Consider the following 25,059-nt stretch of genomic DNA (forward strand, 5'->3'; position numbering starts at 1 on the left):
CATATTGTGGTGTTGCGCCTTCCTTCACTAACCGCGAAAGAAGTGGTGGGTCGTGAAGGATTCGAACCTTCGACCAATTGGTTAAAAGCCAACTGCTCTACCAACTGAGCTAACGACCCATATTGTGCCTTGGACTAACAGTCCAAGATCAACGGCACAGAATAACTCTTTATCATTCAATATTCTGTCCGCTTTCACCGCTGCCGAGTCCCTGTCGACCTTACGTCTGATTGGGCCCGTCTCGTTGAAAGCGGGGCGAATTATGGAGGCCAAGCCGTTCTCCGTCAACTGCAATTTGCAGTTCCGTGAACCAAGTGGCCAGATTCCACCCAACCCGATTAAACTCGCAACAGTATGAATAAAAACAATACATTCAAAGGCTTCGGTATCTGCGCCGGGTAAGATCTTCACGCAGCCTTGCCCCGCTCCCGTCCAGCCAGCCTGACGTCAGCCTGAGCACAACGACACGCAAGATCTTGAAAAGTGGAACAATGGGAAGTGTCGACGATGTTCTACGGCGGGTAGATACGAAAAATCCAACGCCAGGGGCGCTGTCTAGGATATCAGGGGGATGAAGCAGGAGTGGTGGGTCGTGAAGGATTCGAACCTTCGACCAATTGGTTAAAAGCCAACTGCTCTACCAACTGAGCTAACGACCCATATTGTGGTGTTGCGCCTTCCTTCACTAGCTGCGAAAGAAGTGGTGGGTCGTGAAGGATTCGAACCTTCGACCAATTGGTTAAAAGCCAACTGCTCTACCAACTGAGCTAACGACCCATATTGTGGTGTTGCGCCTTCTTCACTAACTGCGAAAGAAGTGGTGGGTCGTGAAGGATTCGAACCTTCGACCAATTGGTTAAAAGCCAACTGCTCTACCAACTGAGCTAACGACCCATATTGTGGTGTTGCGCTTCCTTCACTAACCGCGAAAGAAGTGGTGGGTCGTGAAGGATTCGAACCTTCGACCAATTGGTTAAAAGCCAACTGCTCTACCAACTGAGCTAACGACCCATATTGTGGTGTTGCGCCTTCCTTCGCTAACCGCGAAAGAAGTGGTGGGTCGTGAAGGATTCGAACCTTCGACCAATTGGTTAAAAGCCAACTGCTCTACCAACTGAGCTAACGACCCATATTGTGATGTTGCGCCTTTCTTCGCTAACCGCGAAAAAAGTGGTGGGTCGTGAAGGATTCGAACCTTCGACCAATTGGTTAAAAGCCAACTGCTCTACCAACTGAGCTAACGACCCACGCATCTGTCGTCAGTGTTGACCTTGCGGCCTCCCCTGTCGACGGGCGGCTATAATACCAAGTTCGATTCGCCTTGCAACCCGAATTTCGATTATTTAGACCGCTTGCGCACAAAACAAACAAAGCGGTCAAAAAACAAATTGGCCTTTACGGATAAAGGCTTAGCGAACCTTAATTCAGGTGTTTCGCGGCCATCTGTGCCGCGCTGCTGCCAGAGTACTGAGCGATCACTGATTTAAAAAACTGCTTAGCCTTGGCTTTGTCACCCTGCCGATCCGCGATCAAGCCTTGCTTGAGGATCGAATCGGCCCGCTTACCCGATTCAGGATAATCTCCCGCCACCTTAGCAAACATCTGTGCCGCTTCAGGCAGTTCACCTTTGTTGTACAGCAACTGACCTAACCAATAGTACGCGTTCGATGTGTAGCTGCTTGACGGGTACTGCGCGATAAAATCTCTAAACGCAGGGATCGCATCATCAAACCGACGCTCTTTTGTCGCCAGGTTCAGTGCAACCGTGTAACTGTCCGCTTCGGATAGAGACTCCACGCTTCTTCGATCCGATCGTTGCTGTTCGGTCGAGGAGCTCTTCGCCGGCGCCGACTGCAGCTTTGCTAGCTCTTGATACAGCTGACGCTGGCGCTCCAACATCTGTTCGATCTGAAAGCCCTGGGCCTCACTGTAACCGCGCAACTCACCGATCTCTCGCTGCATCTGATCAACCACCTGCTCCAGGCGAAGCTGAGACTGGCTGTTGGCCCGCAACAATGATTCCAAACGCTCAACCCGACTATTGATATCAGATGCGGCAGAGCGGGTAACACTTGACACCTCTACAACGGGAGCGGGCGCAGCCAATGACTGCGCCCCCAAGCCGAGAAGTGCCGCTATCATAACGGCTCTTTTCATACGGTGATCTTCCGATTAGTAAACCAATACAGCCCGGCGGTTTTTGGTGTGCGCAGCTTCAGTAGCAGCACTGTCGAGCAGCTTTTCTTCGCCATAAGGCACGACTTCCATTTGGCTGGATAACACACCCAAGCTCTGCAGGTAGCGTTGCACCGCTTTGCCACGACGCTCACTTAGCGCGATGTTGTACTCTGGCGTACCGCGCTCATCGGCATGACCTTCGATGATCACGCGAGTACGTGGGTTTTCAACCAAAAATGCCGCGTGCGCTTCCAGCAGCTCGCCAAATTCAGGGCGGATATCGGCACGGTCGAAGTCAAAGTAGAGGATGTGCTCGCGGCGCAGCTCGGCGTACTTCTCACGCTGGCGCTCTTCCGCAGTTTGCACCTGATCCAGGCCGCCCACTTCCGGGCCACCCGCCTGCTCCAGGCTGGTTTGATTGTCCAAGATCTCGGAGTCGGCGTCGACGCCTGCAGTCGAGCTACACGCAGTCAGAGCCAATGCTGGGATAGCAAACAGTAGTCCCTTAGCAACTTTATTCAATTTCATCAGTTAAACCCTTTTTTTATTGGTTAAATTCATTATCAAAGGAACGGCGACCAAGCCGGTGCCTTGACACTTCCCACCTGCATCGGCAAGCGGGCTTTGAACCTTCCGTCCATAGACACTGCGGCCAAGACCTGTCGACCATTGTGACTGGTACTATATATAATCATGCTGCCATTTGGGGCTACACTCGGCGACTCATCCAAATAGGTTTCGGTTAAGACGTCGATATGACCGCTGCTCAGCTCCATTCGAGCAATGTTGTATTGCCCATTGGTGCGATTCACCATCACCAGATGTTTGCCATCCGGCGTGATAGAGCCGCCCAGGTTCCACTCTCCCTGAAAGGTCAAACGCTTGATACGTTTGCTGTCCAGCATGATCTGATAGATCTGCGGACGCCCACCTCGCTCCGAGGTGAACACCAGCGACTGACCGTCAGGCGCCCAGCTGGGCTCAGTATCAATCGCGTAGTGGTTGGTGATCCGCTCTAATTGGCGGGTCGCTAGCTCCATAATGTAGATCTCGGTGCTGCCATCCTTCGACAGGGTCATCGCCAGCTTTTTGCCATCCGGAGACCATACCGGAGAGCCGTTGATCCCGGCAAAATCGGTGATCCGCTCCCGCTGTTGCGTATAGAGATCCTGAATGTAGATCTCTGAGCGGCGATTCTCGAACGAAACGTACGCGAGCTTTTTGCCATCAGGAGACCAAGACGGTGACATCAGCGGCTCACGTGAGCGCAGCAGCACCGTCTCGTTGTAGCCATCATAATCGGCTACCCGCAGTTGAAACTTAAATGGCGCTGCCTGTTCATCCACCGTTACGTAGGCGATCTTGGTGAGAAAAGCGCCTTTGTTGCCGGTCAATGCCTCATACACCAGATCAGAGATCCGATGGCCAAAGCGACGGAACTGCGCCTGTGGGATCACCGTGGTGCGCCCTTCGATAATATGATCTTTCTTGATCACCGGGCCGCTGGTGTCCTCAACCGAGGCTTGCGCCCGCAGCAGATCCACCAACTCAAAGCTCACCTCGAAGCGCTGATCTGCCGCGGGGCGAATGCTCCCCACCACGACGGCTTCGGCGCCGGTTGCGATCCAGGCTGGTAGATCCAAGTCCGCCTCACCGCCCACATTGCGCTGAGGCAATGCCGACAACGCCAGTGGACTGAAGCTGCCAGAACGGCTGAGATCCGAGCTGACCACATCGGCGATCTGGTTCGGGATAGGCCCATCGCCAAGCCAACGGAATGGCGCCACGGCGACAGGGCGCGCCGCATTGACGCCCTCGGTGATGACGATCTCCAGCGCGGCCCGAGTCGGGGCGCTGCTCATCATCAAGATGGCGGCCAACGCCGCCAAGCAGGATTTCACGTTCATAGTTTCCTTACATCTCCGGCTCGATCCGAAGATCGATCTCTTTCATCTGGTTGTAGATATCCGGCTCACTGGAGACCGGTAAACTGCCCGCCGCCTTAATGGCCGCCTGCGCCGCGCGGCACACAGCCGCATCGCCGCCCAACACCTGAGTATTAAAAACGAACCCATCCGGCGCCAGATTCAATCGCACGCGACACTGCTTACCACGCATGTTGTTGTCGGTACGCAGGTTACGCTGGATCACCTGACGGATAAGCACCTGATAGCGCTCCACCTCCGACAGCACCTGCTGGTTCCTAGCTCGGGCGAGATCGGCTTGCTCCGCCGCCATCTGCTCAGCCAAAGCCGCTTCGCGTGCCGCACGTTCTTCGGCCTTGCGCTTGCGCTCCGCCTCTTCCGCCGCTTTGCGTTTACGTTCCGCTTCTTCCGCTTCGCGCTGTTTCCGAGCCTCTTCGGCTTTGCGTTTGCGCTCGGCTTCTTCCGCCTCGCGCTGTTTCCTAGCCTCTTCGGCTTTGCGTTTGCGCTCAGCTTCCGCATTGGCCGCCGCCGCTTCCTCAGCGATCCGCCGCTCTTCGGCGGCTTTGCGGGCCACCTCTTCCTGACGTCGCTGCTCCGCGGCGGCCTTCGCTTGTTTCTCTTCCTGTTGCTGTTTCAGCTTGGCCGCTTTGGCCGCTTCTTCGGCACGCTGGGCTTCCGCCTGGCGTTGCTGACGCTGCTGCTCCAGCTGTTTTATCTGCTCCTGCTCCGCCTTACGTTTGCGCTCGGCTTCCTGGGCTTGACGCTCCAATTCCGCCTGACGTTGACGCTCCGCTTCTTGTTGTGCGGCTTCAGCCGCGCGAATACGCTCCACCTGCTGCTTCACCTGAGTCTGATCGACCATCGAGGCCTGCACCACCGGCGCACTGGCCTGGGGCTGAGTTGGTTTCTGCGCGCTGAAATCAACACTGAACGCCAGCAAGGCCAGCAAACCGGCATGCAGGATCAGCGCAATAGTCAAAGGGGCTGCCAAAGGTTGTTTCATTGCGTTATTCCCCCGGATCCGTCATCAAACCCACGGAAGGGGCACCGGCTCGCTGCAGGCTAACCATTAATTGGATGATGGTGTCATACGGCACCAATCGGTCGCCATTGACCACCACAGGTCGGTCAGGATTCACCGTCAACTCCGCGGCCACCAATGCCTGGATCTCATCGAGTTGCAGTGGTGTATTCTCATCCACGGTACCGTTGTCGAGAAAATACTCGCCCTGCTGATTAACCGAGGCGACCAGTGGCGGTTTGGAATCCGATGGGATTGGCTCGGAAGCCGCCTGCGGCAGATCCACCTTCACCCCTTGCGTCACCAACGGCGCTGTCGCCATAAAGATGATCAACAACACCAGCATCACGTCAATGTACGGCACAACGTTGATCTCAGCGACCTTACGTCGTCGCTTACGCTGGTACCCCTGCATCACGCACCCCGCTCCGGCTGACCGTTCTGTGCCTGGCCGTTGGTGCTGTGTGCCTGACGGTGCAAGATGGTGGAAAACTCATCCATAAAGTTGGCGTAGCTGTTTTCCAGCTTCTCGACTCGTGTAGAAAAACGGTTAAAGAAGATCACTGCAGGAATAGCCGCAAACAAGCCCATCGCCGTCGCGATCAAAGCTTCTGCGATCCCCGGCGCCACCATATTCAAAGTGGCATGCTGTACGCTACCCAAGGCGATAAAGGAGTTCATGATCCCCCATACGGTGCCAAACAGGCCGATGTACGGGCTGGTTGAACCGATGGAAGCCAACATCGGCAGATGCTGCTCCAACTTATCCACCTCACGGGACATCGCCACGCGCATGGCACGGTAGCTGCCGTCCATGACCGCTTCAGGGCTGCGGGAGCTTTTGGCCAGGCGGATGTACTCGCGGAAACCGTTGGTAAACATCAGCTCCAAGCCGGTATTACGATCGCCCCGAGCCGATAACTCTTGATACAGGCGGTTCAGATCCACCCCGGACCAGAACCGATCCTCAAATCGTTGCGCCTTAAGGTGGGCCTGTTTCAGCGCACTCTGGCGCTGGAAGATCACAGTCCATGCCGCGACGGACAGCACCATCAAAAAGATCATCACCAACTTGACCAACAAGCTGGCTTCCAAAAATAAACCGATGAACGAGATCTCAGCCGACACGCGCTAACTCCTGTTTGATGGCTTGGGGGATCCGGATAGGACGAAACTGATCGGCGCTTAAGCAGCCGATCTTGATCTGCGCTTGGCAGAACACCTCTCCCTGAGCATCGACCAGTCGTTGTTCAAACTGAAGCGACGCCCCGCCGAGTTGTGTGATCTCAGTGATCACCTCGAGCATCTGGTTGAAGCGAGCCGGGCGAATAAAGTCCATGACCACTTGTCTCAGCGCAAACACCAGGTTTTGCGCCATCAACTGATCCTGTTCAAAACCCGCCTGGCGTAACATCTCTGTACGTGCGTGTTCGAAGAAGTTCAAATAATTGGCGTGATACACCACGCCACCCGCATCCGTGTCGGAGTAATACACACGTACCGGCCAACGAAAGGTTGGATTCCCCACAAGCTTTAATAATCGTAATTGTGTTGTCGAGTTACTATACCTGAGCCCGATCGCGCTGGGGAGGGGCTAATATGGCCTATTTTGTTCATAAGATCAGCAATCAGGAACATCTGGATCACAAATTTGCTGCGTCTTTTACCCGTTGATAAAAAAGCGGCCATGAGGCCGCTTCATTTTGTCACTTTACAAGCTTTCTGGAAGTGGTTGATTAAACGCCAACATTAAGAAGGAAAAGATGTCCCGATATTCGGCGATCCGCATCGACGTCGGTTTTCCGGCGCCATGCCCCGCCTTCTGCTCGATACGGGCGATCACCGGCGCCGAGCCCATTTGGGCATGCTGCATCGCCGCCGCAAACTTAAAGCTGTGAGAGGGCACCACCCGATCGTCATGATCCGCCGTCATTACCATGGTGGCCGGATATTGGCGTGGGCTCAGGTTGTGGTACGGCGAATAGGCGAGCAGATAGGGAAATTGCTCAGCATCGTCGGCACTGCCATATTCATTCACCCAGGCCCAGCCGATGGTAAACTTCTGGTAGCGCAACATATCCAGTACCCCCACCGCCGGCAGGACTGCCGCAAACAGGTCCGGCCGTTGCGTCAATGCCGCCCCCATCAACAGTCCGCCGTTGGAGCGGCCATAGGCGCCCAGATAGGCACGCTGAGTGTAATCGTGATCGATCAGATACTCCGCAGCGGCAAAATAGTCATCGAACACATTCTGTTTGTGCTCCAACCGACCGTCATGGTGCCAATCCTGGCCGTACTCGCCGCCACCACGCAAGCTCGGTACCGCGTAGATCCCGCCCAGATCCATCCAGGCTATGTTGGCGGGCGAGAATCGGGGGGTCATCGAGATATTGAAGCCGCCGTAAGCGTATAGCAGGGTCGGATTGGTTCCGTCCCGCTTCAAGCCTGCTTTATAGGAGAGCATCATTGGCACGCGGGTGCCATCTTTACTCTGGAAGAACACCTGCTCCGAGACATAGTCATTGGGATCAAAGGCCACGTTCGGCGTCTGATAGGCCGTCACCTCTCGACCCTCAAAGTCATAGCGATAGACCCCGGTCGGATGGATGTAGGAGTTAAACTGGAAGTATAAGCTGGCGTCCTGACGGCGCCCTTGCAGGCCCACCACCCGGCCGGAGCCCGGCAAGGTTAAGCGCTGCTGATGCTCACCGGCCAAAGAGTAGGTGTTGATATCGGCCAGTACGTCTTTCAGGGTCACCACCACTAGATGATCGTTGACGATGCGGACACGGTTGATCGGATCCGCCCCTTGCGCCACCAACTCTTTCCACGCGCTGCGCTCTGGTCGATTGATGTCGATGGCGATGATCCGGCCGCGCGGCGCATGGTCATCGGTCTCAAACAACAACCAATCGCCATCGTTGCCTAAGAACTGATAGGACGCCTGCAACTCGGGGATCAACGGCAGCACTGCATCTTCACCCAAGCGCTGGAAAAACACCCGGTTGCGTCGATCGGTGCCCTGGCCCGAGGTGATGATCAGCAACTGACCGTCATCGGACAGATCCGCGCCAAAGCTCCACTCTTTTTGATCGGGACGATCATACACCAGACGATCCTGGCTCTGCGGCGAATTCAAGGTATGGAAGTACAGCTTCTGGAAGTAGTTCACCTCTTCCATCTTATTGCCGCCTGTGGGCTCATCGTAGCGCGAATACCAGATCCCACTGCTGTCTGCCGCCCACTCGGCGCCGGAGAATTTGACCCACTCCAGCTTATCGGCCAACGGCTCACCGGTATCGATCTGCAAAAACTGCCACTGCTGCCAATCGGAGCCGGACTCCGAGGTGCCATACGCCAACACCTTGCCGTCAGGACTGACCGAGTAACCACTCAATGCTACCGTCCCGTCGCTGGCAAACTGATTGGGATCGAGTAAAACTCGCGGGCTGGAGCTACCCGCATCCTGCACATAGAGTACCGATTGGCTCTGCAGCCCATCATTCGCAAAATGGAACTTGCGCTCGCCGCGCACGAAGGGCGCGCCGATCTTCTCATAATCCCACAGCTCGGTGATCCGCGCTTGCACCGTATCCCGATTGGGGATCTGCGCCAAAAAGCCCTCGCCAAAGATCCGCTGGCGTTCAACCCAGTCGAGCGTCTTCGGGCTATCGAGCTGCTCTAGATACCGATAGGGATCCGCCACCGCCTGGCCATGTAGCTGCTCCACCAGTTCACCGCGCTCACTGTGCGGATAGGCCAAGGGCTGACTCAGCTCGGCCGACCATTGCTGACACCCCGCCACCGCCAACGCGGAAACCGCCGCCAGCCATAAACGTGTTCTTTTCATCCACAACTCCCTATGGATCGATTTTAATTGTGACCGCACTTTAACGTTCGTTAGCAGACAGGATCAATATGCCCATTCAATCTCGCAACGTTACCTAATAGAAAAGCTGGGCCAAATATCTCGTTTGCTCTACAGGCAAAGCACAAGACACTCGCCACAAAGCTTGACCAAAGCTGAACCAACAAGGGCTTGGGCTAGATCCCAATTCACTACCAAGCTCACGGCGAACCCTCAATGGATTAGTTTTACTAATCGTAACGGGAAATTTTTCTCGGTTGCGAGCCGCCCCGCCAGCCCCTAGAATTGCTCCTGTTTTCGGAGCGAACTGATATCCGTATCAGCACACATTCCGACGCGGTGGAACATGAGCATCTCCATCGCGTTACCTGGTTCTTGCTTAACTTCCTTCTTAGATTGCATAAATTCCAATCTTGCCCGCTGAGTTATCAGCGGGTTTTTTTTGTCTTTTTTCAGCAGAGTACAGGCCTTTCCCCAACAGATGGCGCCTCAGACTGGGACAACCAAAGCCAACAGCGTCCGCCATCAGCACTGAGCCCGGCAGCAGTCGGCTACCCGGTCTCAGCCCCGACACTCAAGACCGCTCCTGCTGACACAAAAAACGCGCTCCGAAGAGCGCGTTACGACATGAGTCTTGATGGTGGATTTCACCAAGCTAGCGAAACAAAAATTGCCAGGCCAGTAACCCACCAGCCACTAGGCACGCCGTGACGACCGGATACAACAGGTAGCCGTCTGACGCGCGCCGGGCGCGGATAAAGCACAACTTGACCAGCAACACGTTGTACAGCAGCAGCATGATACAGATCACCGCCGCGTAAACGAAGCTCACCCTGGAAAGCAAGAAGCCTCCCAAGATCAGCAGCAGCCAATCCGCGATGATCAGATACAAGAAATATTTTTGCAGCCCATCCGGCCCATTACGTTGAAATCGGGTCATGCCACTCCCCTTAATCGGCCGATCTCATCAAACAGCGTCATCAACTGCTCGATACTGCTTTCGTGCCAGCGCACGCCATAGAAGCGCAAGGCCCCTTGCACCTGTTGACGGCGCATCACGGTACAGCCCAGGCGCAGACCATTCAGCTCGATAACCAACGATTGCTGAGGCTCCAATGACACGCCCGAGATGAACCCGGCCCCACCTTTGCTGATGTCTTTAAGCGCCGCCAAGCCGAGCTCGCGATAGCGCCACCATTGTTTTTGCTCCAATCGGATAGACACGCCGTCGCAGGCGGTGCGCAGGCTCTGCTCGGGATCGTCCCTGAGCGTAAAGCGCGCATGCTCACGCCGGTTATCTTCATTCTGTTCGTACATCACTCGCTTCCGGTATAACGCCCACGGGGTTGATTGCCTTGGGCCGCACGCTGGGCCTCGACCGGTGACTCGCCACCGTGACTGCCGAACAGCCCGCGCAGATCCTGTTGAGCCTTATCGGTTAACACCATCAACTCAATGCGTCGATTGGCGGAGGAACGGTGATCTTGATGATCCAACGGCACTTGATCGGCCATGCCCACAACCTGGATAAACTGGCCGACACCGACACCACCGTACTGCAGAGCACGACGGGCCTCCAAGGCGCGCTGACTCGACAGCTCCCAGTTGGTGCGATCCGTGCCACGGAAGGTGGTCGAATCGGTATGGCCCGAGACCAGCAGGGGGTTCTCCACCCGGGACAACAACGGCGCCAGCGCCAGCAGCAGATCCTCAAAGTAAGGCGTCATCCGAGCGCTGCCACGGGCAAACATAAACTGCTGCAGATTATCGCGGATCAGGATCTTCAGCCCCTGTGGCACCACCTCGACACTGACGTTTTTGGCCAGATCGGTTCCCAAGATCGCCTGCTCCACCTCATGCGCTAACGCTTCGAGCTGCGCCTGGGTCTGGAAGCTGCCCGGCAACAAGGTGTCCAGATAATCGCCTTCGCCCGACGCCGCGCCCCGCTCTCCCCGTGGAATGTGGTTAACGGTCGCCGGTCCAGCCCGCCCTGCGCCCGTTCCCTGGGCGGGTTGGATCAGCTCATTGAGCACGACAGAGCCTTCCAGATCAACAAAGTGGGGCTTATTGCTGTCGACATTAGCGCCGGCTCTGCTGTCATCGACCTTCTCACCGCTGATCGCCTGGACGATCGCGGCACGCTCTTGCTGATCCGCCACCTGGATCAGCCACAGCACCAAAAACAGTGCCATCATCGCTAACGCAAAATCCGCGAAGGCCACCTTCCAAGCCCCGCCCGCCTTGGGCGCCGCTTTGGCTTTGCGGCCCGCGTAGATCACCACGGTTTCACCGGCCATCAGCGTTGCTCCTCGTTAAGGAAACGCTCCAACTCGATGAAACTAGGTCGGTTTTCTTCCTGGATCATCCGTCGTCCGCCGTCCAGTGCCAGCAGCGGCTGCTTGCCGGCTAACTGCGCCACCATGATCGCCTTGGCACACTGCAACTGCGCCATCTTCTGCTCAACCTGATGATGCAGCGCCGAAGCCACCGGCTCAAACAGGCAGTAACAGGCGAATACGCCCATAAAGGTGCCCACCAGAGCGGCGGCAACGTAGTAGCCGATCATCGTCAGCGGGCCGTCGATGGCGCCCATGGTGATGATGATCCCAAGCACCGCCGCCAAAATACCGAACCCAGGCAGGGCCTCGCCGGTGCGATGCAACGAGTGCGACGGACGCATCCGATCCTCCTCGAGCCGGTGGATCTCCTCATCCATCAGATGTTGAAACTCATGGGGACTGAGTTTACCCATCGACTGCAAACGCAGGTTGTCCACCAGGAAGCTCAGCAACAAGGGCTGACGCAGCACCGCGGGGTAGGTCAAAAACAGCGAGCTTTCAAACGGTTTCTCAATATGGTCATCGAGAATTTTAATGCCACTGACCTGGATCTGCAGCATCAAGCTGTTCATCAGGCCAAACAGTTGTGGATAGAGTTCGGGATCCTCTTTCTCACTAGTGAGCAGCTCGCGGATCTGACCGAGGGTATCCTTGAGAACCGGCGCCGGATTGCCCAGCACATGGGCCCCTAGGGCCGCCCCCATAACGATCACTACCTCTGCCGGCTGCCACAAGGTGGCCAAATTACCGTCTGCTAGCGCATAGCCGCCAAACACAGACAGCACGGCCACCAACAGGCCAATTATCTTGATCATGGATCGTCCTTTTTACTCGATGCCCCAATCTTGATAAACCGTCCTCAGCTGCTTCACCGCCTGTTTGTGCAGCTGGCAGATCCGCGATTCGGTTAAACCAAGAGTCAAAGCGATCTCTTTAAGATTCAGTTCGTGTTGATAGTAAAGCGACAGAACGAGCCGTTCTCTTTTGTTCAAACGCGCTAAAGCCGACTCCAGCGTCTTTTGTTGGTTAAAACGTGCGACTTCACTGCCATCGTGCTCAATGTTGTGACCCGCGCCGAGCAGATCATCCAGGCTCTGCAGGCTCTCCGCCTGTGAGGCATAGAGCCGCTCGCGATATTGATCCATGCTCAGCGACAGCGCCTGCGCGGTCTCCTGATCGGTCGGCACCCGGCCCAGCTCGCGGGTCAGCTTGCGCACCATGTCATTGAGCTCATGGGTCTGCTGACGCAATTGCCGTGGACGCCAATCCTGACGGCGCAGCTCATCGAGGATAGAGCCACGCACCCGCAGACTGGCGAACGCAATAAAGCCGTTATCCGGCTCTCCCGGATAACGGCGTAACGAATCGAGCAGCGCCATCAGGCCGATCTGCTCCATATCCTCGGCGGCCATCACCGCCCCGCAGTGACTGCGGAGCTGATTGGTGGCGCGCTTTACCAAAGGCAGATACTGCTTGAGATAAAAGGCCTCATCATGGAGGCGGGCAGGTTTTGCCCCCTCCTGTGCGTGATACGCTTGTTCAGACTGCAACATTCACCCGCTCCTACTGCACCACTAAGCGGGTAAACAGCACATCTTCAAAATCCATCGCGTAGTCGTTTTCGACAAAGGTCGCCGTCAACGCCAGTTTGACTTCATTTTGCAGGCTATCCAGATCACTCAGCTGACTCAGCTGTTGGTAAGTCTTGCCCGTGAACAGCCGCATCAAAGAGTTCTGAACCAAGGGCTCCGCCTCGACCAGCAACTCCTCAAAGCCATCGGTGGAGCTCTTGATGGCCAACTCCAACTGCACGTAGTGTTGGAACTGCTCCCCCGGCACGCTGATCACAAAGCGATCCATCGTGTGGAAACGCGATTGAGCGTTGCTCGCTGCACGCTCGCTGCCCTCAGGCAAGACGGGCGATAATTTGATCCCGCCCCAAAAGCTGACCAAACAGGCCACAGAAATAATGATGCCGTTACGGACGAGGTTTCCGCGCATTTTGCCACTGCCTTGCATGCTGTTCTCCTAACTTACGCCCTGGCGTCCACACCCGAAGATGTGGTGTCTAACTCTTGTGTCGCTTCAGCCCCGATGGCCGCCGCAACACCGATTTGTGATTGAGGTTGTGATTGAGATTGTGACGATGCGTGTTGCTGCGAGCCGGTATCGCCCACATCGACATCGATCTTGCCGCCGTGCGCCTGTGCCAGATCATCGCGCAGACGCTCAGCGTTTTGCTGCAGTGCCTCACGTACGCTCGGGTTCGCCGCGTTCATCTGGACCACCAGACGGTCGCCGTCCAGTCGCACATTGAGCTCGATCTTGCCAAGATCCGGCGGGTCCAAGCGCAATTCAGCGGTCTTAACCTGTTGAAACGACTGGAAACGGAGCTGATCCTGCAATGGATTTAGCAGCTCACGCGCCCACTGCTGGTTATCCGCAGCCAACGTCACCGGTCCCCATTGATTCACCGGACGCGCGCCCGCGGCAGACTGGCTTGACGTATTGGCCAATGCCGCGATCTGCGCTTCACTCACGTCGGCGCCCGTCGGCAGAATGGTCGTCAGCAAGGCACCCGGTTTCGAGTTAGCCGCTGGCAACGGCGGTAACGCCGACGCCAACTGAAGCTCACGGCCCTGTCCGCCCGCTCGGACCAGATCGGCCCCGAGCATCGACGGCTCCCGTGCCATCGCCGCCGCACCGGCGGCTTCGCCTTGCAGCGACAACCGCCCTGCAGCGGCGCGCAACTCGCCGGACACCGGCGGCGCCACGCGTTCAACGGCACGCTCAGCCTGCTCGGCCAAGGGAGTGGCCCTATCAACCAGGCTGCCTCCGCTTTGCGACTCAGCCGCATGGGCTAAGCGGCGCGTCAATGACAGCATGGTTTGAGCGGGCAGCGTCGGCTGCAGCGCGTGCGCGGCACGCTCAAGCAGCCCTTCGCCCGTCTCATCCGCATCTACATCCGCAGCAGACAGCAATTGGGCAAAGCCTTGGCCATCCTCATCACGGTGATGCTCAGGCGAGCCCTGCACGCCCGGCGGGGGCGCCGGGGCGATAAAATTGGCGATCAACATGATTACTCTCCGCTGGCGAGGGTGAGCTGGTAAGCGCCAAGGCCCTCCCGCTGCTCCCGTATCTTCGCCAGTTTGTCATTCAATTCCGTTTTGGCCTGCTCCACTTGAGCCAGCGCCCGACGGTGTTGCTGTTGCAGCACCGTCCGCGCCTCCTGCTCAGCAGCCGTTGTCGCGGGCCCCGCCTGCTCCAGCGCCTGGCGCATGGCCAGATCGACCTTGGCTAGGCGAGCCCAATCTTGCTTTTCCACAGCCTGCTCGATGGCCTTGGCGTATTTCAGCCAAAGCCGATCAGTTGAGGTTTTGCCAGCCTTCTCGGACATCAGTGATCACCTTTACAACCGGTTCAAGCAACGCCGCATCGTTTTTCAGGCTGGCCTGAAACAATTGCTGGCTACAGTAGTCGTACAAACGATGCAATTGAGTGGCGATCTCGCCGCCATTCTCAATATCCAGTGCACTGTCCAGCCCGTGCACAATGTCGATGCACTTGCCGATACTTTTGCCTTTTTCCTCAACCCGCTTGTGCATCATGTGGCCTTCAGCACGCGCCAGCTCCTCAAGCAAGCCATCCAGCAGCATGCGCACCAGCTCATGCTGATTGGCCGCCGCCGCGCGGGCATTGACATTGGTGTGCTTATAGGAATCAAAAGGATTGTTGTCGGTGAGCATAGATCTCTCGTAACTGGTTAAAAGTAAAAAATTATTTAGTAGAAGAACATGCTGGACTGCTGCATCTGCAGGGTCAGCTGTTCGACGCGTACAAATTGGCTGAGATAGCGCTGGTAGGTTTGCTCCATCCGCATATCATGCTGCTCGACCCGATCCTCTACCCGACGAATGTTCTGATCCATCGAGTTTTGGCGACTCTTGAGGTAACCGTCATTCTCCGTCAGGTTACCGATCGCATTATCGATACGGTCAAACAGTCCGCCCTCTTCTGAGAAAAACTCCTGAACCTTATTGCCGTGCGTATCCAACGCTTCGTGGAAGTCAGAGCTGTTGAGCTTGAGTTTGCCTTCACGGTCAATTTCAATGCCCAGATCAGATAGGTGCAAACCATCAGAAGAGCCGTTGTACAGCTCTGTACGTAGACGTTGGGACAATCCACGCAGTGCCGCATCACCAGACAACACACCAACGGCGTCATCTTCATCGCCGTCAATTGACTTACCGAACGTCTGCTTGGCGATCTCATCGATCAAACTGTTGTAATCATCGATGAAGCTTTGAACCGATTCCGTCACCGCCTCTTTATCTTGTCCGACGCTGATCCGAAGTGGTCCCCCAACGGGTTGATCACCGTTAAATTCGTGGGTTTTCTTCAGCTCAATCGTTAAACCATCAATGGCGTTATCAATCGTATTGGAAGCCGATTGGATCTCGATGGGATTACTCTCACCCATCAACAAGATCGCGTTTTGAGCCTCCGACATCACCTTGACCGTGCTACCAGCCACATCAGGATCGGAGATCAGCTCCCCATCCCGTTTCACGGAAATCAGATTGTCTTCACCGGTTTCCTCTGAGGTCAACACCAAGTTGACCTTGCCGTCACTGCGAACCAAGGTGGCCTGGATCCCCAGCTCTTCCGAGCTGTTGATCTGATCTCGCACCTCTTCCAGCGTGGTCTCTGGACCGATATCGATGGTGAAAACCTCACCATCCCCAAGCTGAATGTCGTAGCTGCCTTCAGGCAAAGCACCGTCTTCGTCAAATTCCCAGGCGATCTGATGTGCACTGGCCAATTGCTTCACGAAGAAGGCGTAGTCGCCATTCGCTGCGTCGGTCCCTGCCGTCACATTGGCCATATCCTCATCCGAGATCTCAATGCCTTTTTTACTGAAGGCATCGTCTGTGATGCTGCTCATGCTGTCACTAAAGCTCTTCAGCTTTGTTTCAAGCGCACTGTAAGCCGCTTTCTGCGCTTCGTACTGCTGGGTCTGCAAAGCATAGAGCTGGTCTTTCGGCGCGCGTTCGACCTGCATCAGCATCAACGCCATCTGGGCGGGATCAAAACCGGAACTAATCATAAAATCTCCTTGGCACACCTATTCAATGCAAACTTTATGCCAATCGCAATGTGCATTATTTTTCAATAACTTAAAGGTAATGCGGGCGTTAGAGAGGCCGCGTCATTTCCGGGTTACCCATCGGAAGGAACCCCACATTCCGCCTAACGAATTGGCTTCTATGCTTCATCAAAGCGGCGCAGTTAAGCACAAACTTGAGCTTATAATCAGCAAGTTATGCTAGGTAAGAAACAAAAAAGGGAAGCCGATTGGCTTCCCTTTTAAAAACGATTAAATCGTTACCTTACAGCAGGCCCATCACCATACCGCCCATCTGGTTGGACTGGGCCAGGATGTTGGTACCGGCTTGAACCAGCAACTGGTTCTTGGTCATGTTGGCGGTTTCGACAGCGAAATCCGTGTCCATGATGCGGCCCTTGGCTGCTTCGGTGTTCTCACTGATGTTGCTCAGGTTGGAGATGGTGTGCTCCAAACGGTTGATGTTGGCACCCAGTGAAGAGCGGCCTGAACCGATATCACCGAGGATGGAGTCCATGGAGTCCATCTGTAAACGGGTTATCGCACTCATTTCCGCATCCATACCGTCTTCCATTTCCGCTTGTGTCAATGGTGTAACCGGAGCGGTCGCTCCCCAACCACCACCAAGTTGCAGAAACTCTTGAGCCCCTACAGTGCCTCCCGCTGCATCAACAGTATCGCGTGTAACAACAAATTCTCCAGGCGTACTCTCAGCAATCGCAATAGTCGCAAAATTGTCATTGGCATCCTTATAAGTAAGGCTAAAGCCATCTTCTGACTTGTAGCCGATACCACCCAATTCGCTAAAACCATCAGCAATATTATTGAGTTCATCACCAATGTTGACGGTCAGCGTTTCAGAGGAAGACGCACCGATCTGGAAGGTTACATCGCCGTCGAATTTACCGTTGACCAACAGTGCATCACCAGAGCCATAAGAAGTGTCGTTCAGAATGCGCGCAGCTTCTTTACCCAGCTCCTGGAACTCGGCGTCCATCGCCGCGCGATCGTCCGCGCCATTGGTACCGTTAGCCGCTTGAGTGGACAGGTCTTTCATGCGGTAGGCGATGTTGGTCAGCTCGTCCATCGCGCCTTCGGCGGTCTGCATCATGCCGATGGCGTCCTGTGAGTTACGCATCGCCACGTTCATGCCGCGGGTTTGCGCTTCCAGACGGTTGGCGATCTGCAGGCCAGCGGCGTCGTCAGAGGCGGAGTTAATGCGCAGACCGGTAGACAGACGCTCCATCGCGGTGCCCATGGCAGAGTTGGATTTGGTCAGCGCGTTCTGCGCCACCAGAGAGTTGTAGTTGGTTTGGATTGACATCATAACGGCATGACTCCATTAAAGGTTTCGTTAGGTTCCCTACTCCATAACGACCAATCGTCGGCAAAAAATTAAAAGGAAGCCACTATTTTATTACTCGCCATTGAACAGCCAGCCCGCTAGACAATTCGCTCAATAGAAACGCAAAAAGGAGCCTCTCGGCTCCTTCTCTCAAATACAGCACATTGCAGTGTGCCGTTCCGGGGTGCTTACAGCAGACCCATTACCATGCCGCCCATCTGGTTGGACTGGGCCAGGATGTTGGTACCCGCTTGAACCAGCAGTTGGTTCTTGGTCATGTTGGCGGTTTCGATGGCGAAATCCGTGTCCATGATACGGCCCTTGGCCGCTTCGGTGTTCTCACTGATGTTGCTCAGGTTGGAGATGGTGTGCTCCAAACGGTTGATGTTGGCACCCAGCGAAGAACGGCCAGAGCCAATATCGCCCAAAATGCCGTCCATTGCGTCCATTGACACAGATGCATCGGTTTGAGCGTCAATAATAGCTTGAGCATCAGCTTCCGATTGGCCTTTTACAATGGCAGCGTTATTGGTATCAGAAGTCCAGCCTTCAGTGCCATCGCCGTCTATATCGGTAGACCAAAACTCGCCAGCGCCGTTTTGGATCATAAAGGTGCCGGTATCGTCACCGTCATCGACCATAGTCGCACCAATAGCCCCAAGACCATTAAAGCCGTCATTGATGGCATTCAGTGCACTGCTGACATCCACAGTCAGGGTTTCAGAAGAAGAGGCACCGATCTGGAAGGTCACTTCACCGTCAAATTTCCCCCCCACCAACAGCGCATCACCGGAGCCGTAAGAGGTTTGGGTCAAAATGCGCTCCGCTTCGCTTTTTAGCTCCTGGAACTCGGCGTCCATCGCCGCGCGATCGCTATCGCCATTGGTGCCGTTGGCCGCTTGAGTGGACAGGTCTTTCATGCGGTACGCGATGTTAGTCAGCTCGTCCATCGCGCCTTCGGCGGTCTGCATCATGCCGATGGCGTCCTGGGAGTTACGCATCGCCACGTTCATGCCGCGGGTTTGCGCTTCCAGACGATTGGCGATCTGCAGGCCCGCCGCGTCGTCAGAGGCCGAGTTGATGCGCAGACCGGTGGACAGACGCTCCATCGCGGTGCCCATGGCAGAGTTGGATTTGGTCAGCGCATTCTGCGCCACCAGTGAATTGTAGTTAGTCTGAATTGACATCATAACAGCGTGTCTCCATCGAATTAGGTATTGATTCAATGAAGTAAAACGACCGCCCGCTCAACAAATTTAATCTCAAACCGGCAATTTTTATTGGCCGTCACTCAAATAGCGAAGAGCTGATCTTTCTAATCTGCGAGTACAAAAAAGGCGCCTTGCGGCGCCTATATCAAATATCACGGAGTGTCATTGTCGATCCGCGGGTGCTTACAGCAGACCCATTACCATGCCGCCCATCTGGTTGGACTGGGCCAGGATGTTGGTACCGGCTTGAACCAGCAACTGGTTCTTGGTCATGTTGGCGGTTTCGATAGCGAAATCCGTGTCCATAATACGACCCTTGGCCGCTTCGGTGTTCTCACTGATGTTGCTCAGGTTGGAGATGGTGTGCTCCAAACGGTTGATGTTGGCACCCAGTGAAGAGCGGCCAGAGCCGATGTCGCCCAGAATGGAATCCATTTTATCCATTTCTGCGCCCAATGCTTTCGTGTTTGCAATGGACAAAGCATCCTTGTCGGTCAAAACTGCCGCATCAGCCCCCTCTTCATCACTCCAGCCGTCGGTGGTGTATGTCCAATCAACGCCTTGCGCATCGGTATAAGTCAATTCGCGATCATCCTCACCAGCAGTCCCGCCAAAGGTAAAGGCACCGGCTTCAAGTTCCGCTTCACTCTGTTCTTCAAGTCCACCCAGACCAGTAAACCCACTTGCGATCGCCGTCAACTCATCACCGATGTTGACCGTTAAGGTCTCAGAGGAAGAGGCACCGATCTGAAAGGTGATATCGCCGGCAAACTTTCCGTCCACCAACAGTGCATCACCGCTACCGTATGAGGTATCGGTCAAAATACGATTGGCTTCTTCTTTCAACTGCTGAAATTCTGCGTCCATCGCTTCGCGATCAGAATCACCATTGGTGCCGTTAGCCGCTTGGGTGGACAGATCTTTCATGCGGTAGGCAATGTTGGTCAGCTCATCCATCGCGCCTTCGGCGGTTTGCATCATGCCGATGGCGTCCTGCGAGTTACGCATCGCCACGTTCATGCCGCGGGTTTGCGCTTCCAGACGGTTGGCGATCTGCAGGCCAGCCGCGTCGTCAGAGGCGGAGTTGATGCGCAGGCCGGTGGACAAACGCTCCATCGCAGTGCCCATGGCAGAGTTGGATTTGGTCAGCGCGTTCTGCGCCACCAGAGAGTTGTAGTTGGTTTGAATTGACATCATAACGGCGTGTCTCCAATGGATTAGTTATTAATACCCAGAGACAGGACGACCGTATCCAACGAAAATTAATTCTTAACCGCCAATTTTCTATAAGCGTCAGTTGATTGGCGAAGTGTTGAGCTATTAAAGCAGGGAAGACAAAAAAGGAGCCGCAAGGCCCCTTAGAATGATCTGTCACTTAAACGTCAGTCTGACTTACAGCAGACCCATTACCATGCCGCCCATCTGGTTGGACTGGGCCAGGATGTTGGTACCAGCTTGAACCAGCAGCTGGTTCTTGGTCATGTTGGCGGTTTCGATGGCGAAATCGGTATCCATGATACGACCCTTAGCCGCTTCGGTGTTCTCCGAAATGTTGCTCAGGTTGGAGATGGTGTGCTCCAAACGGTTGATGTTGGCACCCAGGGAAGAGCGACCTGAGCCAACATCTGCAAGGATGCCATCCATTTTATCCATCTCATTTGATATTGCCTTCGTATTCGCGATGGACAACGCATCGGTTTCGCTCATTTGAGCTGCAGTCGCACCAGACGCTGTCATTTCTGCATCGGTTAACCAGCCTTCTGACGTGTAGGTTCTGTTTACACCCCCATCGTCATATACCGCTGTCCAGTCTTCAGTATCAGGTGTACCAGTGACTGTAATACCTGCGAGGCCTAATTCTGTTGCATCCTTTTCTTGAAGGTCGCCTAGTCCGGTGAACCCGCCAGCAATCGCGGTTAGTTCATCACCGATGTTGACGGTCAAGGTCTCAGAAGATGAAGCACCAATCTGGAAAGTAACGCTGCCATCAAACTTACCGTCCACCAACAGCGCATCACCGGAACCGTAGGAGGTTTCAGTCAGGATACGTGTGGCTTCTTTTTGCAGCTCTTGGTACTCGGCATCCATCGCTTCACGGTCGGACGCGCCATTGGTGCCGTTAGCCGCTTGAGTAGACAGGTCTTTCATGCGGTAGGCGATGTTAGTCAGCTCGTCCATCGCGCCTTCGGCGGTCTGCATCATGCCGATGGCGTCCTGCGAGTTACGCATCGCTACGTTCATGCCGCGGGTTTGCGCTTCCAGACGGTTGGCGATCTGCAGGCCAGCTGCGTCGTCAGAGGCGGAGTTAATGCGCAGACCGGTGGACAGACGCTCCATCGCGGTGCCCATGGCAGAGTTGGATTTGGTCAGCGCGTTCTGCGCTACCAGAGAGTTGTAGTTCGTTTGAATCGACAGCATGAGCAGACTCCAAGTTTAGGGTTCATGTAATTGCTTTCACTTACCTAAAACGACGCCACGCTGAGATCCTTTAAACCCGAACCTATTTTTTACTTTTTCAATTGTGGCGATTTTCTATCGAACTCATAACATTAATTATCGACTCTGCCGCCGCAGCCTGACCCAACACTCAGGTTAGAGCCGACGGGCAGCACAAAAAAGCCGCGGCACGGGGGCCGCGGCTTGCGCTTTGGGTGTGTCTTTTGCCGCTTCGCTACAAGTCAGCAAACTCATCCACGTCGATGGCCTGACGGCACAGGGTGGCCGCGGTGTTCATCAATTCGACTTGTGCCTCGGTAATGAGGTCCTGCTCCAGTGCTGCGGCCAGCAAGGCGTCGTGAGCCAACCCGCGCGGCAGTTTGCCGCTGCGCTGGGCCTGCTTGAGCGTCTTTTGCACTGCACGGGCTGCATGCTGAGCCAGGAAGGCGCGCTCCACCAAGGCCACGGCGCCGGCGTCACTCTCTTGCAGATGACACAGGTGGCTGACCCGCTCGCGCGTGCAGCCAGGCTGGCTCACCGCCTTCACCACGGCCTTAGCCTGTGCGTCGCTCGGACGGTGGAAATGGTTGCCCAAGGGTTGGGTCAGTATTCGACTTAACCAGGCCACCGGTCGGTTGGGGAAGTTGCGCAGCGTCTCAGACAGCGCTTGGGCCGCTTCATACAGACATTGCGCCATGGCGTACTCCACCAAGGGCAAATCCGACTGCTGCCGCCCGTCCATCTCATAGTTACGCAGTACCGCCGAGCCCAGATAGAGCTGGCTGAGCACGTCGCCTAAGCGCGCGGAGATCATCTCACGTCGCTTGAGATCGCCCCCCAGCGTCAGCATGGCCAGATCGGTGACAATGGCGAGGTTGGCAGACAGGCGACTCAACTGCTGATAATACTGGGCGGTTGGCCCGGCCACCGGCTTGTCAGCAAAGCGCGCGCCGGTTAAACCGTGCCCCAGTGACACCAAGGCGTTGCGGCCGGAGAACACCAGATGCGACATCAGCAAGCTGTCGAAGCGATTGAGCCCAGCCTCGGCATCGGGATCGGCCACCGCTTCCATCTCCGCCAGCACGTAGGGGTGACATCGGGTCGCGCCCTGACCGAAGATCATCAGATTACGGGTGAGGATATTGGCCCCTTCCACGGTAATGGAGACCGGGCTGGCGATATAGGCGTGGGCCAGGTAGTTATTGGGCCCCAATTGAATGCCCTTGCCCGCCTGGATATCCATGGCGTCGTTGATCACCGAACGGCCCAACTCGGTCATGTGGTACTTGGCGATGGCAGTCACCACCGACGGCTTTTGATTGCTGTCGATGGCGGTTAGGGTCAGCTTACGCGCGGCTTCCAATATATAGGTATTGCCGGCAATGCGACCCAGCGCTTCCTGTACCCCTTCGAATTCGCCGATGTTGACCCCAAACTGGCTGCGCACCGCGCAATAAGCGCTGGTGCTGCGGGTGGCCAGGTGCCCGGTGGCGGTGGCCAGCGCGGGCAGTGAGATCCCACGGCCGGCCGACAGGCATTCCACCAGCATGGGCCAACCCTTGCCCGCATAGTCGACGCCACCGATGATCCAATCCAGCGGAATAAACACGTCCTGGCCCCGGGTGGTGCCATTCATAAAGGCCATGCCCAGTGGGTTATGGCGATTGCCGGCTTCGACCCCTGGATGGGAGGTGGGGATCAAGGCGCAGGTGATCCCGATCTCGGCTTCGTTACCCAGCAGGCTATCAGGATCGCGCATTTTAAACGCCAAGCCTAACACGGTGGCGACCGGCGCCAGGGTGATGTAACGCTTATCCCAGGTTAGGCGCACGCCCAGCACCTGTTCGCCCTCAAACTCCTGACGACAGACAATGCCCTCGTCGGGGATAGCGCCCGCATCCGAGCCGGCGGTCGGACCGGTTAAGGCGAAACAGGGGATCTCAGTCCCATCCGCCAGCGCCGGTAACCAACGCTCTTTTTGCGCTTGGGTGCCGTAATGGGACAGCAACTCACCGGGGCCGAGCGAGTTCGGCACCATCACGGTGACCGCGACGCTGATGGAGCGGGTGGCGATCCGCGAGACGATGGTGGAGTTGGCGTAGGCGGAGAATTCCAGGCCGCCGTACTGCTTGGGGATGATCAGCGCAAAGTATTTCTCGCTGCGCAGGTGCTGCCAGATCGCCTCGGGCAGATCCTTGCTGTCGACGATGGCGTGATCGTCGATCATCGCCAGCAGGGTTTCCACCGGCCCATCCAAGAACGCCTTCTCCTCGTCGGTCAGACGATTGGCCGGGTAGCTGTGCAATTGATTCCAATCCGGAGAGCCGCGAAACAGCTCGCCGTCCCACCAAACGTTGCCTGCCTCCATCGCTTCGCGCTCGGTCTGCGACAGGGGCGGCAATACCCGTTTCATAAACTCAAACGCCGGCCGGGTGATCAACTGGCGTCGTATGTCCTTTACCGCAAAGATCACCACCACAGCGATGATCAACAGAAACATCAAGGTCATGAGCGTTCCTTATTTCGATCCATGAATAAATTGTGGCAACGGGGCCGAAACGCCCGCTGCCACGTAGGGAATGATACGTCGTAATACCGATTCTACGTCATTGCTTTCAATGAAGTCAGCACGGGCGATATCAACCAGAGCGTCGTAGGAGCTCATGGTAAACACCAGCGTCCCAAGACTGAAGTGCATCCGCCAGAACACTTCCACGGCGGGGACATGCGGTGCCGCTTGATGCACCACTTGCACGATCTTATCCAGCACCGCGCCGTGATTCGTGGTCACAAACCAGCGCAAGTGGCCCTGATTTTCAATATAGCCCCGTCCGAGCAATTGCAGGAAGATAGCGGTGCCATTGGGACGCACTTCATTGACCGACATCATCGGTTCTACGATCGCCTCAAAGACCTCCTCTAACGTCAGCGCGTGCTCCGCCTCTTGCGCTTCCAACGCCCGCGCCATCGCCGGCATGGCAATATCCAGATAGCGCGCCAACACCGCCTGGATCAACTCCTTCTTAGAGCCGAAGTGATAATTGACTGAGGCCAAATTCACCTCGGCCTTACTGGTAATGAGCCGCAGCGAAGTCTCGGAGAATCCACGCTCGGCAAACAGCCGCTCCGCTGCGTTTAAGATCCGTTCTTTGGTGCTAAGTCTATGAGCCATAACAGCGCTATCCCAAGCTTATTATTTAAAACGTTCGTTTAAAATAAGCGGGGGTCATGGCTTTGTCAAAGATCTGCCCCTGTGAGAATCAACGCCCTTCCACAGCCTATCTCACACCTGCAACACAAAAAGCATTGTCTTTTTTACTGAATTAAGGAACCGGCTGGTTAATTTTTGGTCATACTTGTTGTAACACCCTCTCCCTGGACCCGGTGGGATCCAATCTGTCATTTGCCGTCGGGTCTTTTTTTCTTCGTTGTCCTCGGCCCCGTTGCTCGCAAAAACTTGCGACTGAGACGGGGCCGCCATGGGGCAAACGCTTCCCTCCCCTCACAGGGCAAGATCAGCTTTCAGTCACTTAACTCGATCTGGGCACGAACCGCTCAACAATTAACCGTCAGCAGATGTAACTCACGCGTCCTTCCGGTATAATCCGCCA

At 55.7% G+C, this 25,059-nt stretch carries 24 protein-coding genes and 7 tRNA genes; all 31 read right to left on the reverse strand.

Going from position 1 to position 25,059, the window contains the following annotated elements:
- Positions 1-43: 43 nt before the first annotated feature.
- Positions 44-119, reverse strand: a tRNA-Lys gene (locus ABEA08_RS01225).
- A gap of 464 nt (positions 120-583) precedes the next feature.
- A tRNA-Lys gene (locus ABEA08_RS01230) sits at positions 584-659 on the reverse strand.
- Positions 660-701: 42 nt separating this feature from the next.
- Positions 702-777, reverse strand: a tRNA-Lys gene (locus ABEA08_RS01235).
- A 41-nt stretch (positions 778-818) separates the two neighbouring features.
- A tRNA-Lys gene (locus ABEA08_RS01240) sits at positions 819-894 on the reverse strand.
- Positions 895-935: 41 nt separating this feature from the next.
- Positions 936-1,011: transfer RNA gene (locus tag ABEA08_RS01245), tRNA-Lys, on the reverse strand.
- Positions 1,012-1,053: 42 nt separating this feature from the next.
- A tRNA-Lys gene (locus ABEA08_RS01250) sits at positions 1,054-1,129 on the reverse strand.
- Positions 1,130-1,171: 42 nt separating this feature from the next.
- Positions 1,172-1,247, reverse strand: a tRNA-Lys gene (locus tag ABEA08_RS01255).
- Positions 1,248-1,419: 172 nt separating this feature from the next.
- The gene (gene ybgF, locus ABEA08_RS01260; RefSeq protein ID WP_345332451.1) at positions 1,420-2,142 is read right to left on the reverse strand and encodes a tol-pal system protein YbgF; all 723 of its coding nucleotides are present in this window, start codon (positions 2,140-2,142) and stop codon (positions 1,420-1,422) included.
- Between the two features lie 30 nt (positions 2,143-2,172).
- Positions 2,173-2,706, reverse strand: coding sequence for an OmpA family protein (locus ABEA08_RS01265; protein WP_345332453.1), 534 nt, complete (start codon positions 2,704-2,706; stop codon positions 2,173-2,175).
- Positions 2,707-2,741: 35 nt separating this feature from the next.
- Complete coding sequence (tolB, locus tag ABEA08_RS01270; RefSeq protein ID WP_345332456.1) at positions 2,742-4,085, reverse strand: Tol-Pal system beta propeller repeat protein TolB; 1,344 nt, start codon at positions 4,083-4,085, stop codon at positions 2,742-2,744.
- 7 nt (positions 4,086-4,092) lie between these two features.
- Positions 4,093-5,106 (reverse strand): cell envelope integrity protein TolA, encoded by a 1,014-nt coding sequence (tolA, locus tag ABEA08_RS01275; RefSeq protein ID WP_345332458.1) that lies wholly within the window; start codon positions 5,104-5,106, stop codon positions 4,093-4,095.
- Positions 5,107-5,110: 4 nt separating this feature from the next.
- Positions 5,111-5,542 carry a protein TolR gene (gene tolR / locus ABEA08_RS01280; RefSeq protein ID WP_345332460.1) on the reverse strand — a complete coding sequence of 144 codons (432 nt, stop codon included), beginning with the start codon at positions 5,540-5,542 and terminating at the stop codon, positions 5,111-5,113.
- Positions 5,539-6,252: a protein TolQ gene (tolQ, locus tag ABEA08_RS01285; RefSeq protein WP_345332462.1), complete on the reverse strand. Its 714-nt coding sequence runs from the start codon at positions 6,250-6,252 to the stop codon at positions 5,539-5,541. The genes tolR and tolQ overlap by 4 nt, the downstream gene beginning before the upstream one ends.
- A complete protein-coding gene (ybgC, locus tag ABEA08_RS01290) occupies positions 6,242-6,652 on the reverse strand; it encodes a tol-pal system-associated acyl-CoA thioesterase (protein WP_345332465.1) in 411 nt (136 codons plus the stop codon). The genes tolQ and ybgC overlap by 11 nt, the downstream gene beginning before the upstream one ends.
- 183 nt (positions 6,653-6,835) lie before the next feature.
- Complete coding sequence (locus tag ABEA08_RS01295) at positions 6,836-8,974, reverse strand: prolyl oligopeptidase family serine peptidase (protein ID WP_345332467.1); 2,139 nt, start codon at positions 8,972-8,974, stop codon at positions 6,836-6,838.
- A 673-nt stretch (positions 8,975-9,647) separates the two neighbouring features.
- The gene (locus ABEA08_RS01300; RefSeq protein WP_345332469.1) at positions 9,648-9,932 is read right to left on the reverse strand and encodes a hypothetical protein; all 285 of its coding nucleotides are present in this window, start codon (positions 9,930-9,932) and stop codon (positions 9,648-9,650) included.
- Entirely contained in the window at positions 9,929-10,309 is a 381-nt protein-coding gene (locus ABEA08_RS01305; protein ID WP_345332472.1) for a PilZ domain-containing protein, read from the reverse strand. Before ABEA08_RS01305 ends, ABEA08_RS01300 begins: the two co-directional genes overlap by 4 nt.
- Positions 10,309-11,289, reverse strand: coding sequence for a flagellar motor protein MotB (locus tag ABEA08_RS01310; RefSeq protein WP_345332474.1), 981 nt, complete (start codon positions 11,287-11,289; stop codon positions 10,309-10,311). Before ABEA08_RS01310 ends, ABEA08_RS01305 begins: the two co-directional genes overlap by 1 nt.
- Positions 11,289-12,146 carry a flagellar motor stator protein MotA gene (gene motA, locus ABEA08_RS01315; protein WP_345332477.1) on the reverse strand — a complete coding sequence of 286 codons (858 nt, stop codon included), beginning with the start codon at positions 12,144-12,146 and terminating at the stop codon, positions 11,289-11,291. The genes ABEA08_RS01310 and motA overlap by 1 nt, the downstream gene beginning before the upstream one ends.
- 12 nt (positions 12,147-12,158) lie before the next feature.
- On the reverse strand, positions 12,159-12,884 hold the full coding sequence (locus ABEA08_RS01320; protein WP_345332480.1) for an RNA polymerase sigma factor FliA: 726 nt from the start codon (positions 12,882-12,884) through the stop codon (positions 12,159-12,161).
- A gap of 10 nt (positions 12,885-12,894) precedes the next feature.
- Positions 12,895-13,332 (reverse strand): flagellar basal body-associated FliL family protein, encoded by a 438-nt coding sequence (locus ABEA08_RS01325; protein ID WP_345332482.1) that lies wholly within the window; start codon positions 13,330-13,332, stop codon positions 12,895-12,897.
- Positions 13,333-13,364: 32 nt separating this feature from the next.
- On the reverse strand, positions 13,365-14,408 hold the full coding sequence (locus tag ABEA08_RS01330) for a flagellar hook-length control protein FliK (RefSeq protein WP_345332484.1): 1,044 nt from the start codon (positions 14,406-14,408) through the stop codon (positions 13,365-13,367).
- 2 nt (positions 14,409-14,410) lie between these two features.
- A complete protein-coding gene (locus tag ABEA08_RS01335; RefSeq protein WP_345332486.1) occupies positions 14,411-14,728 on the reverse strand; it encodes a hypothetical protein in 318 nt (105 codons plus the stop codon).
- Positions 14,697-15,077, reverse strand: coding sequence for a flagellar export chaperone FliS (gene fliS, locus ABEA08_RS01340; protein ID WP_345332488.1), 381 nt, complete (start codon positions 15,075-15,077; stop codon positions 14,697-14,699). Before fliS ends, ABEA08_RS01335 begins: the two co-directional genes overlap by 32 nt.
- A gap of 35 nt (positions 15,078-15,112) precedes the next feature.
- Positions 15,113-16,438 (reverse strand): flagellar filament capping protein FliD, encoded by a 1,326-nt coding sequence (fliD, locus tag ABEA08_RS01345; RefSeq protein ID WP_345332490.1) that lies wholly within the window; start codon positions 16,436-16,438, stop codon positions 15,113-15,115.
- Between the two features lie 283 nt (positions 16,439-16,721).
- Positions 16,722-17,783, reverse strand: coding sequence for a flagellin N-terminal helical domain-containing protein (locus ABEA08_RS01350; protein WP_345332492.1), 1,062 nt, complete (start codon positions 17,781-17,783; stop codon positions 16,722-16,724).
- A 206-nt stretch (positions 17,784-17,989) separates the two neighbouring features.
- Positions 17,990-18,991, reverse strand: coding sequence for a flagellin N-terminal helical domain-containing protein (locus ABEA08_RS01355; protein WP_345332495.1), 1,002 nt, complete (start codon positions 18,989-18,991; stop codon positions 17,990-17,992).
- A gap of 204 nt (positions 18,992-19,195) precedes the next feature.
- The gene (locus ABEA08_RS01360; protein WP_345332498.1) at positions 19,196-20,209 is read right to left on the reverse strand and encodes a flagellin N-terminal helical domain-containing protein; all 1,014 of its coding nucleotides are present in this window, start codon (positions 20,207-20,209) and stop codon (positions 19,196-19,198) included.
- 195 nt (positions 20,210-20,404) lie between these two features.
- On the reverse strand, positions 20,405-21,430 hold the full coding sequence (locus ABEA08_RS01365; protein ID WP_345332501.1) for a flagellin N-terminal helical domain-containing protein: 1,026 nt from the start codon (positions 21,428-21,430) through the stop codon (positions 20,405-20,407).
- Between the two features lie 253 nt (positions 21,431-21,683).
- Entirely contained in the window at positions 21,684-23,957 is a 2,274-nt protein-coding gene (locus tag ABEA08_RS01370; protein ID WP_345332503.1) for an acyl-CoA dehydrogenase, read from the reverse strand.
- A 9-nt stretch (positions 23,958-23,966) separates the two neighbouring features.
- On the reverse strand, positions 23,967-24,620 hold the full coding sequence (gene psrA / locus ABEA08_RS01375) for a TetR family transcriptional repressor PsrA (RefSeq protein ID WP_345332506.1): 654 nt from the start codon (positions 24,618-24,620) through the stop codon (positions 23,967-23,969).
- Positions 24,621-25,059: the final 439 nt, after the last annotated feature.

The sequence above is a fragment of the Ferrimonas pelagia genome (assembly GCF_039543565.1).
Taxonomy (GTDB): Bacteria; Pseudomonadota; Gammaproteobacteria; order Enterobacterales; family Shewanellaceae; genus Ferrimonas; species Ferrimonas pelagia.

What these genes read in the sequence shown, in the direction of transcription:
- ABEA08_RS01320 (WP_345332480.1), bottom strand. Translation starts at nt 12,884, where the DNA reads ATGTTGCAGTCTGAACAAGCGTATCACGCACAGGAGGGGGCAAAACCT.
- ABEA08_RS01350 (WP_345332492.1), bottom strand. Translation starts at nt 17,783, where the DNA reads ATGATGTCAATCCAAACCAACTACAACTCTCTGGTGGCGCAGAACGCG.
- psrA (WP_345332506.1), bottom strand. Translation starts at nt 24,620, where the DNA reads ATGGCTCATAGACTTAGCACCAAAGAACGGATCTTAAACGCAGCGGAG.
- ABEA08_RS01295 (WP_345332467.1), bottom strand. Translation starts at nt 8,974, where the DNA reads ATGAAAAGAACACGTTTATGGCTGGCGGCGGTTTCCGCGTTGGCGGTG.
- ABEA08_RS01365 (WP_345332501.1), bottom strand. Translation starts at nt 21,430, where the DNA reads ATGCTGTCGATTCAAACGAACTACAACTCTCTGGTAGCGCAGAACGCG.
- fliS (WP_345332488.1), bottom strand. Translation starts at nt 15,077, where the DNA reads ATGCTCACCGACAACAATCCTTTTGATTCCTATAAGCACACCAATGTC.
- ABEA08_RS01335 (WP_345332486.1), bottom strand. Translation starts at nt 14,728, where the DNA reads ATGTCCGAGAAGGCTGGCAAAACCTCAACTGATCGGCTTTGGCTGAAA.
- fliD (WP_345332490.1), bottom strand. Translation starts at nt 16,438, where the DNA reads ATGATTAGTTCCGGTTTTGATCCCGCCCAGATGGCGTTGATGCTGATG.
- ABEA08_RS01330 (WP_345332484.1), bottom strand. Translation starts at nt 14,408, where the DNA reads ATGTTGATCGCCAATTTTATCGCCCCGGCGCCCCCGCCGGGCGTGCAG.
- motA (WP_345332477.1), bottom strand. Translation starts at nt 12,146, where the DNA reads ATGATCAAGATAATTGGCCTGTTGGTGGCCGTGCTGTCTGTGTTTGGC.
- ABEA08_RS01370 (WP_345332503.1), bottom strand. Translation starts at nt 23,957, where the DNA reads ATGACCTTGATGTTTCTGTTGATCATCGCTGTGGTGGTGATCTTTGCG.
- ABEA08_RS01300 (WP_345332469.1), bottom strand. Translation starts at nt 9,932, where the DNA reads ATGACCCGATTTCAACGTAATGGGCCGGATGGGCTGCAAAAATATTTC.
- tolB (WP_345332456.1), bottom strand. Translation starts at nt 4,085, where the DNA reads ATGAACGTGAAATCCTGCTTGGCGGCGTTGGCCGCCATCTTGATGATG.
- ABEA08_RS01360 (WP_345332498.1), bottom strand. Translation starts at nt 20,209, where the DNA reads ATGATGTCAATTCAAACCAACTACAACTCTCTGGTGGCGCAGAACGCG.
- ABEA08_RS01310 (WP_345332474.1), bottom strand. Translation starts at nt 11,289, where the DNA reads ATGGCCGGTGAAACCGTGGTGATCTACGCGGGCCGCAAAGCCAAAGCG.
- ABEA08_RS01265 (WP_345332453.1), bottom strand. Translation starts at nt 2,706, where the DNA reads ATGAAATTGAATAAAGTTGCTAAGGGACTACTGTTTGCTATCCCAGCA.
- ABEA08_RS01325 (WP_345332482.1), bottom strand. Translation starts at nt 13,332, where the DNA reads ATGCGCGGAAACCTCGTCCGTAACGGCATCATTATTTCTGTGGCCTGT.
- ybgF (WP_345332451.1), bottom strand. Translation starts at nt 2,142, where the DNA reads ATGATAGCGGCACTTCTCGGCTTGGGGGCGCAGTCATTGGCTGCGCCC.
- ABEA08_RS01305 (WP_345332472.1), bottom strand. Translation starts at nt 10,309, where the DNA reads ATGTACGAACAGAATGAAGATAACCGGCGTGAGCATGCGCGCTTTACG.
- tolA (WP_345332458.1), bottom strand. Translation starts at nt 5,106, where the DNA reads ATGAAACAACCTTTGGCAGCCCCTTTGACTATTGCGCTGATCCTGCAT.
- ABEA08_RS01355 (WP_345332495.1), bottom strand. Translation starts at nt 18,991, where the DNA reads ATGATGTCAATTCAGACTAACTACAATTCACTGGTGGCGCAGAATGCG.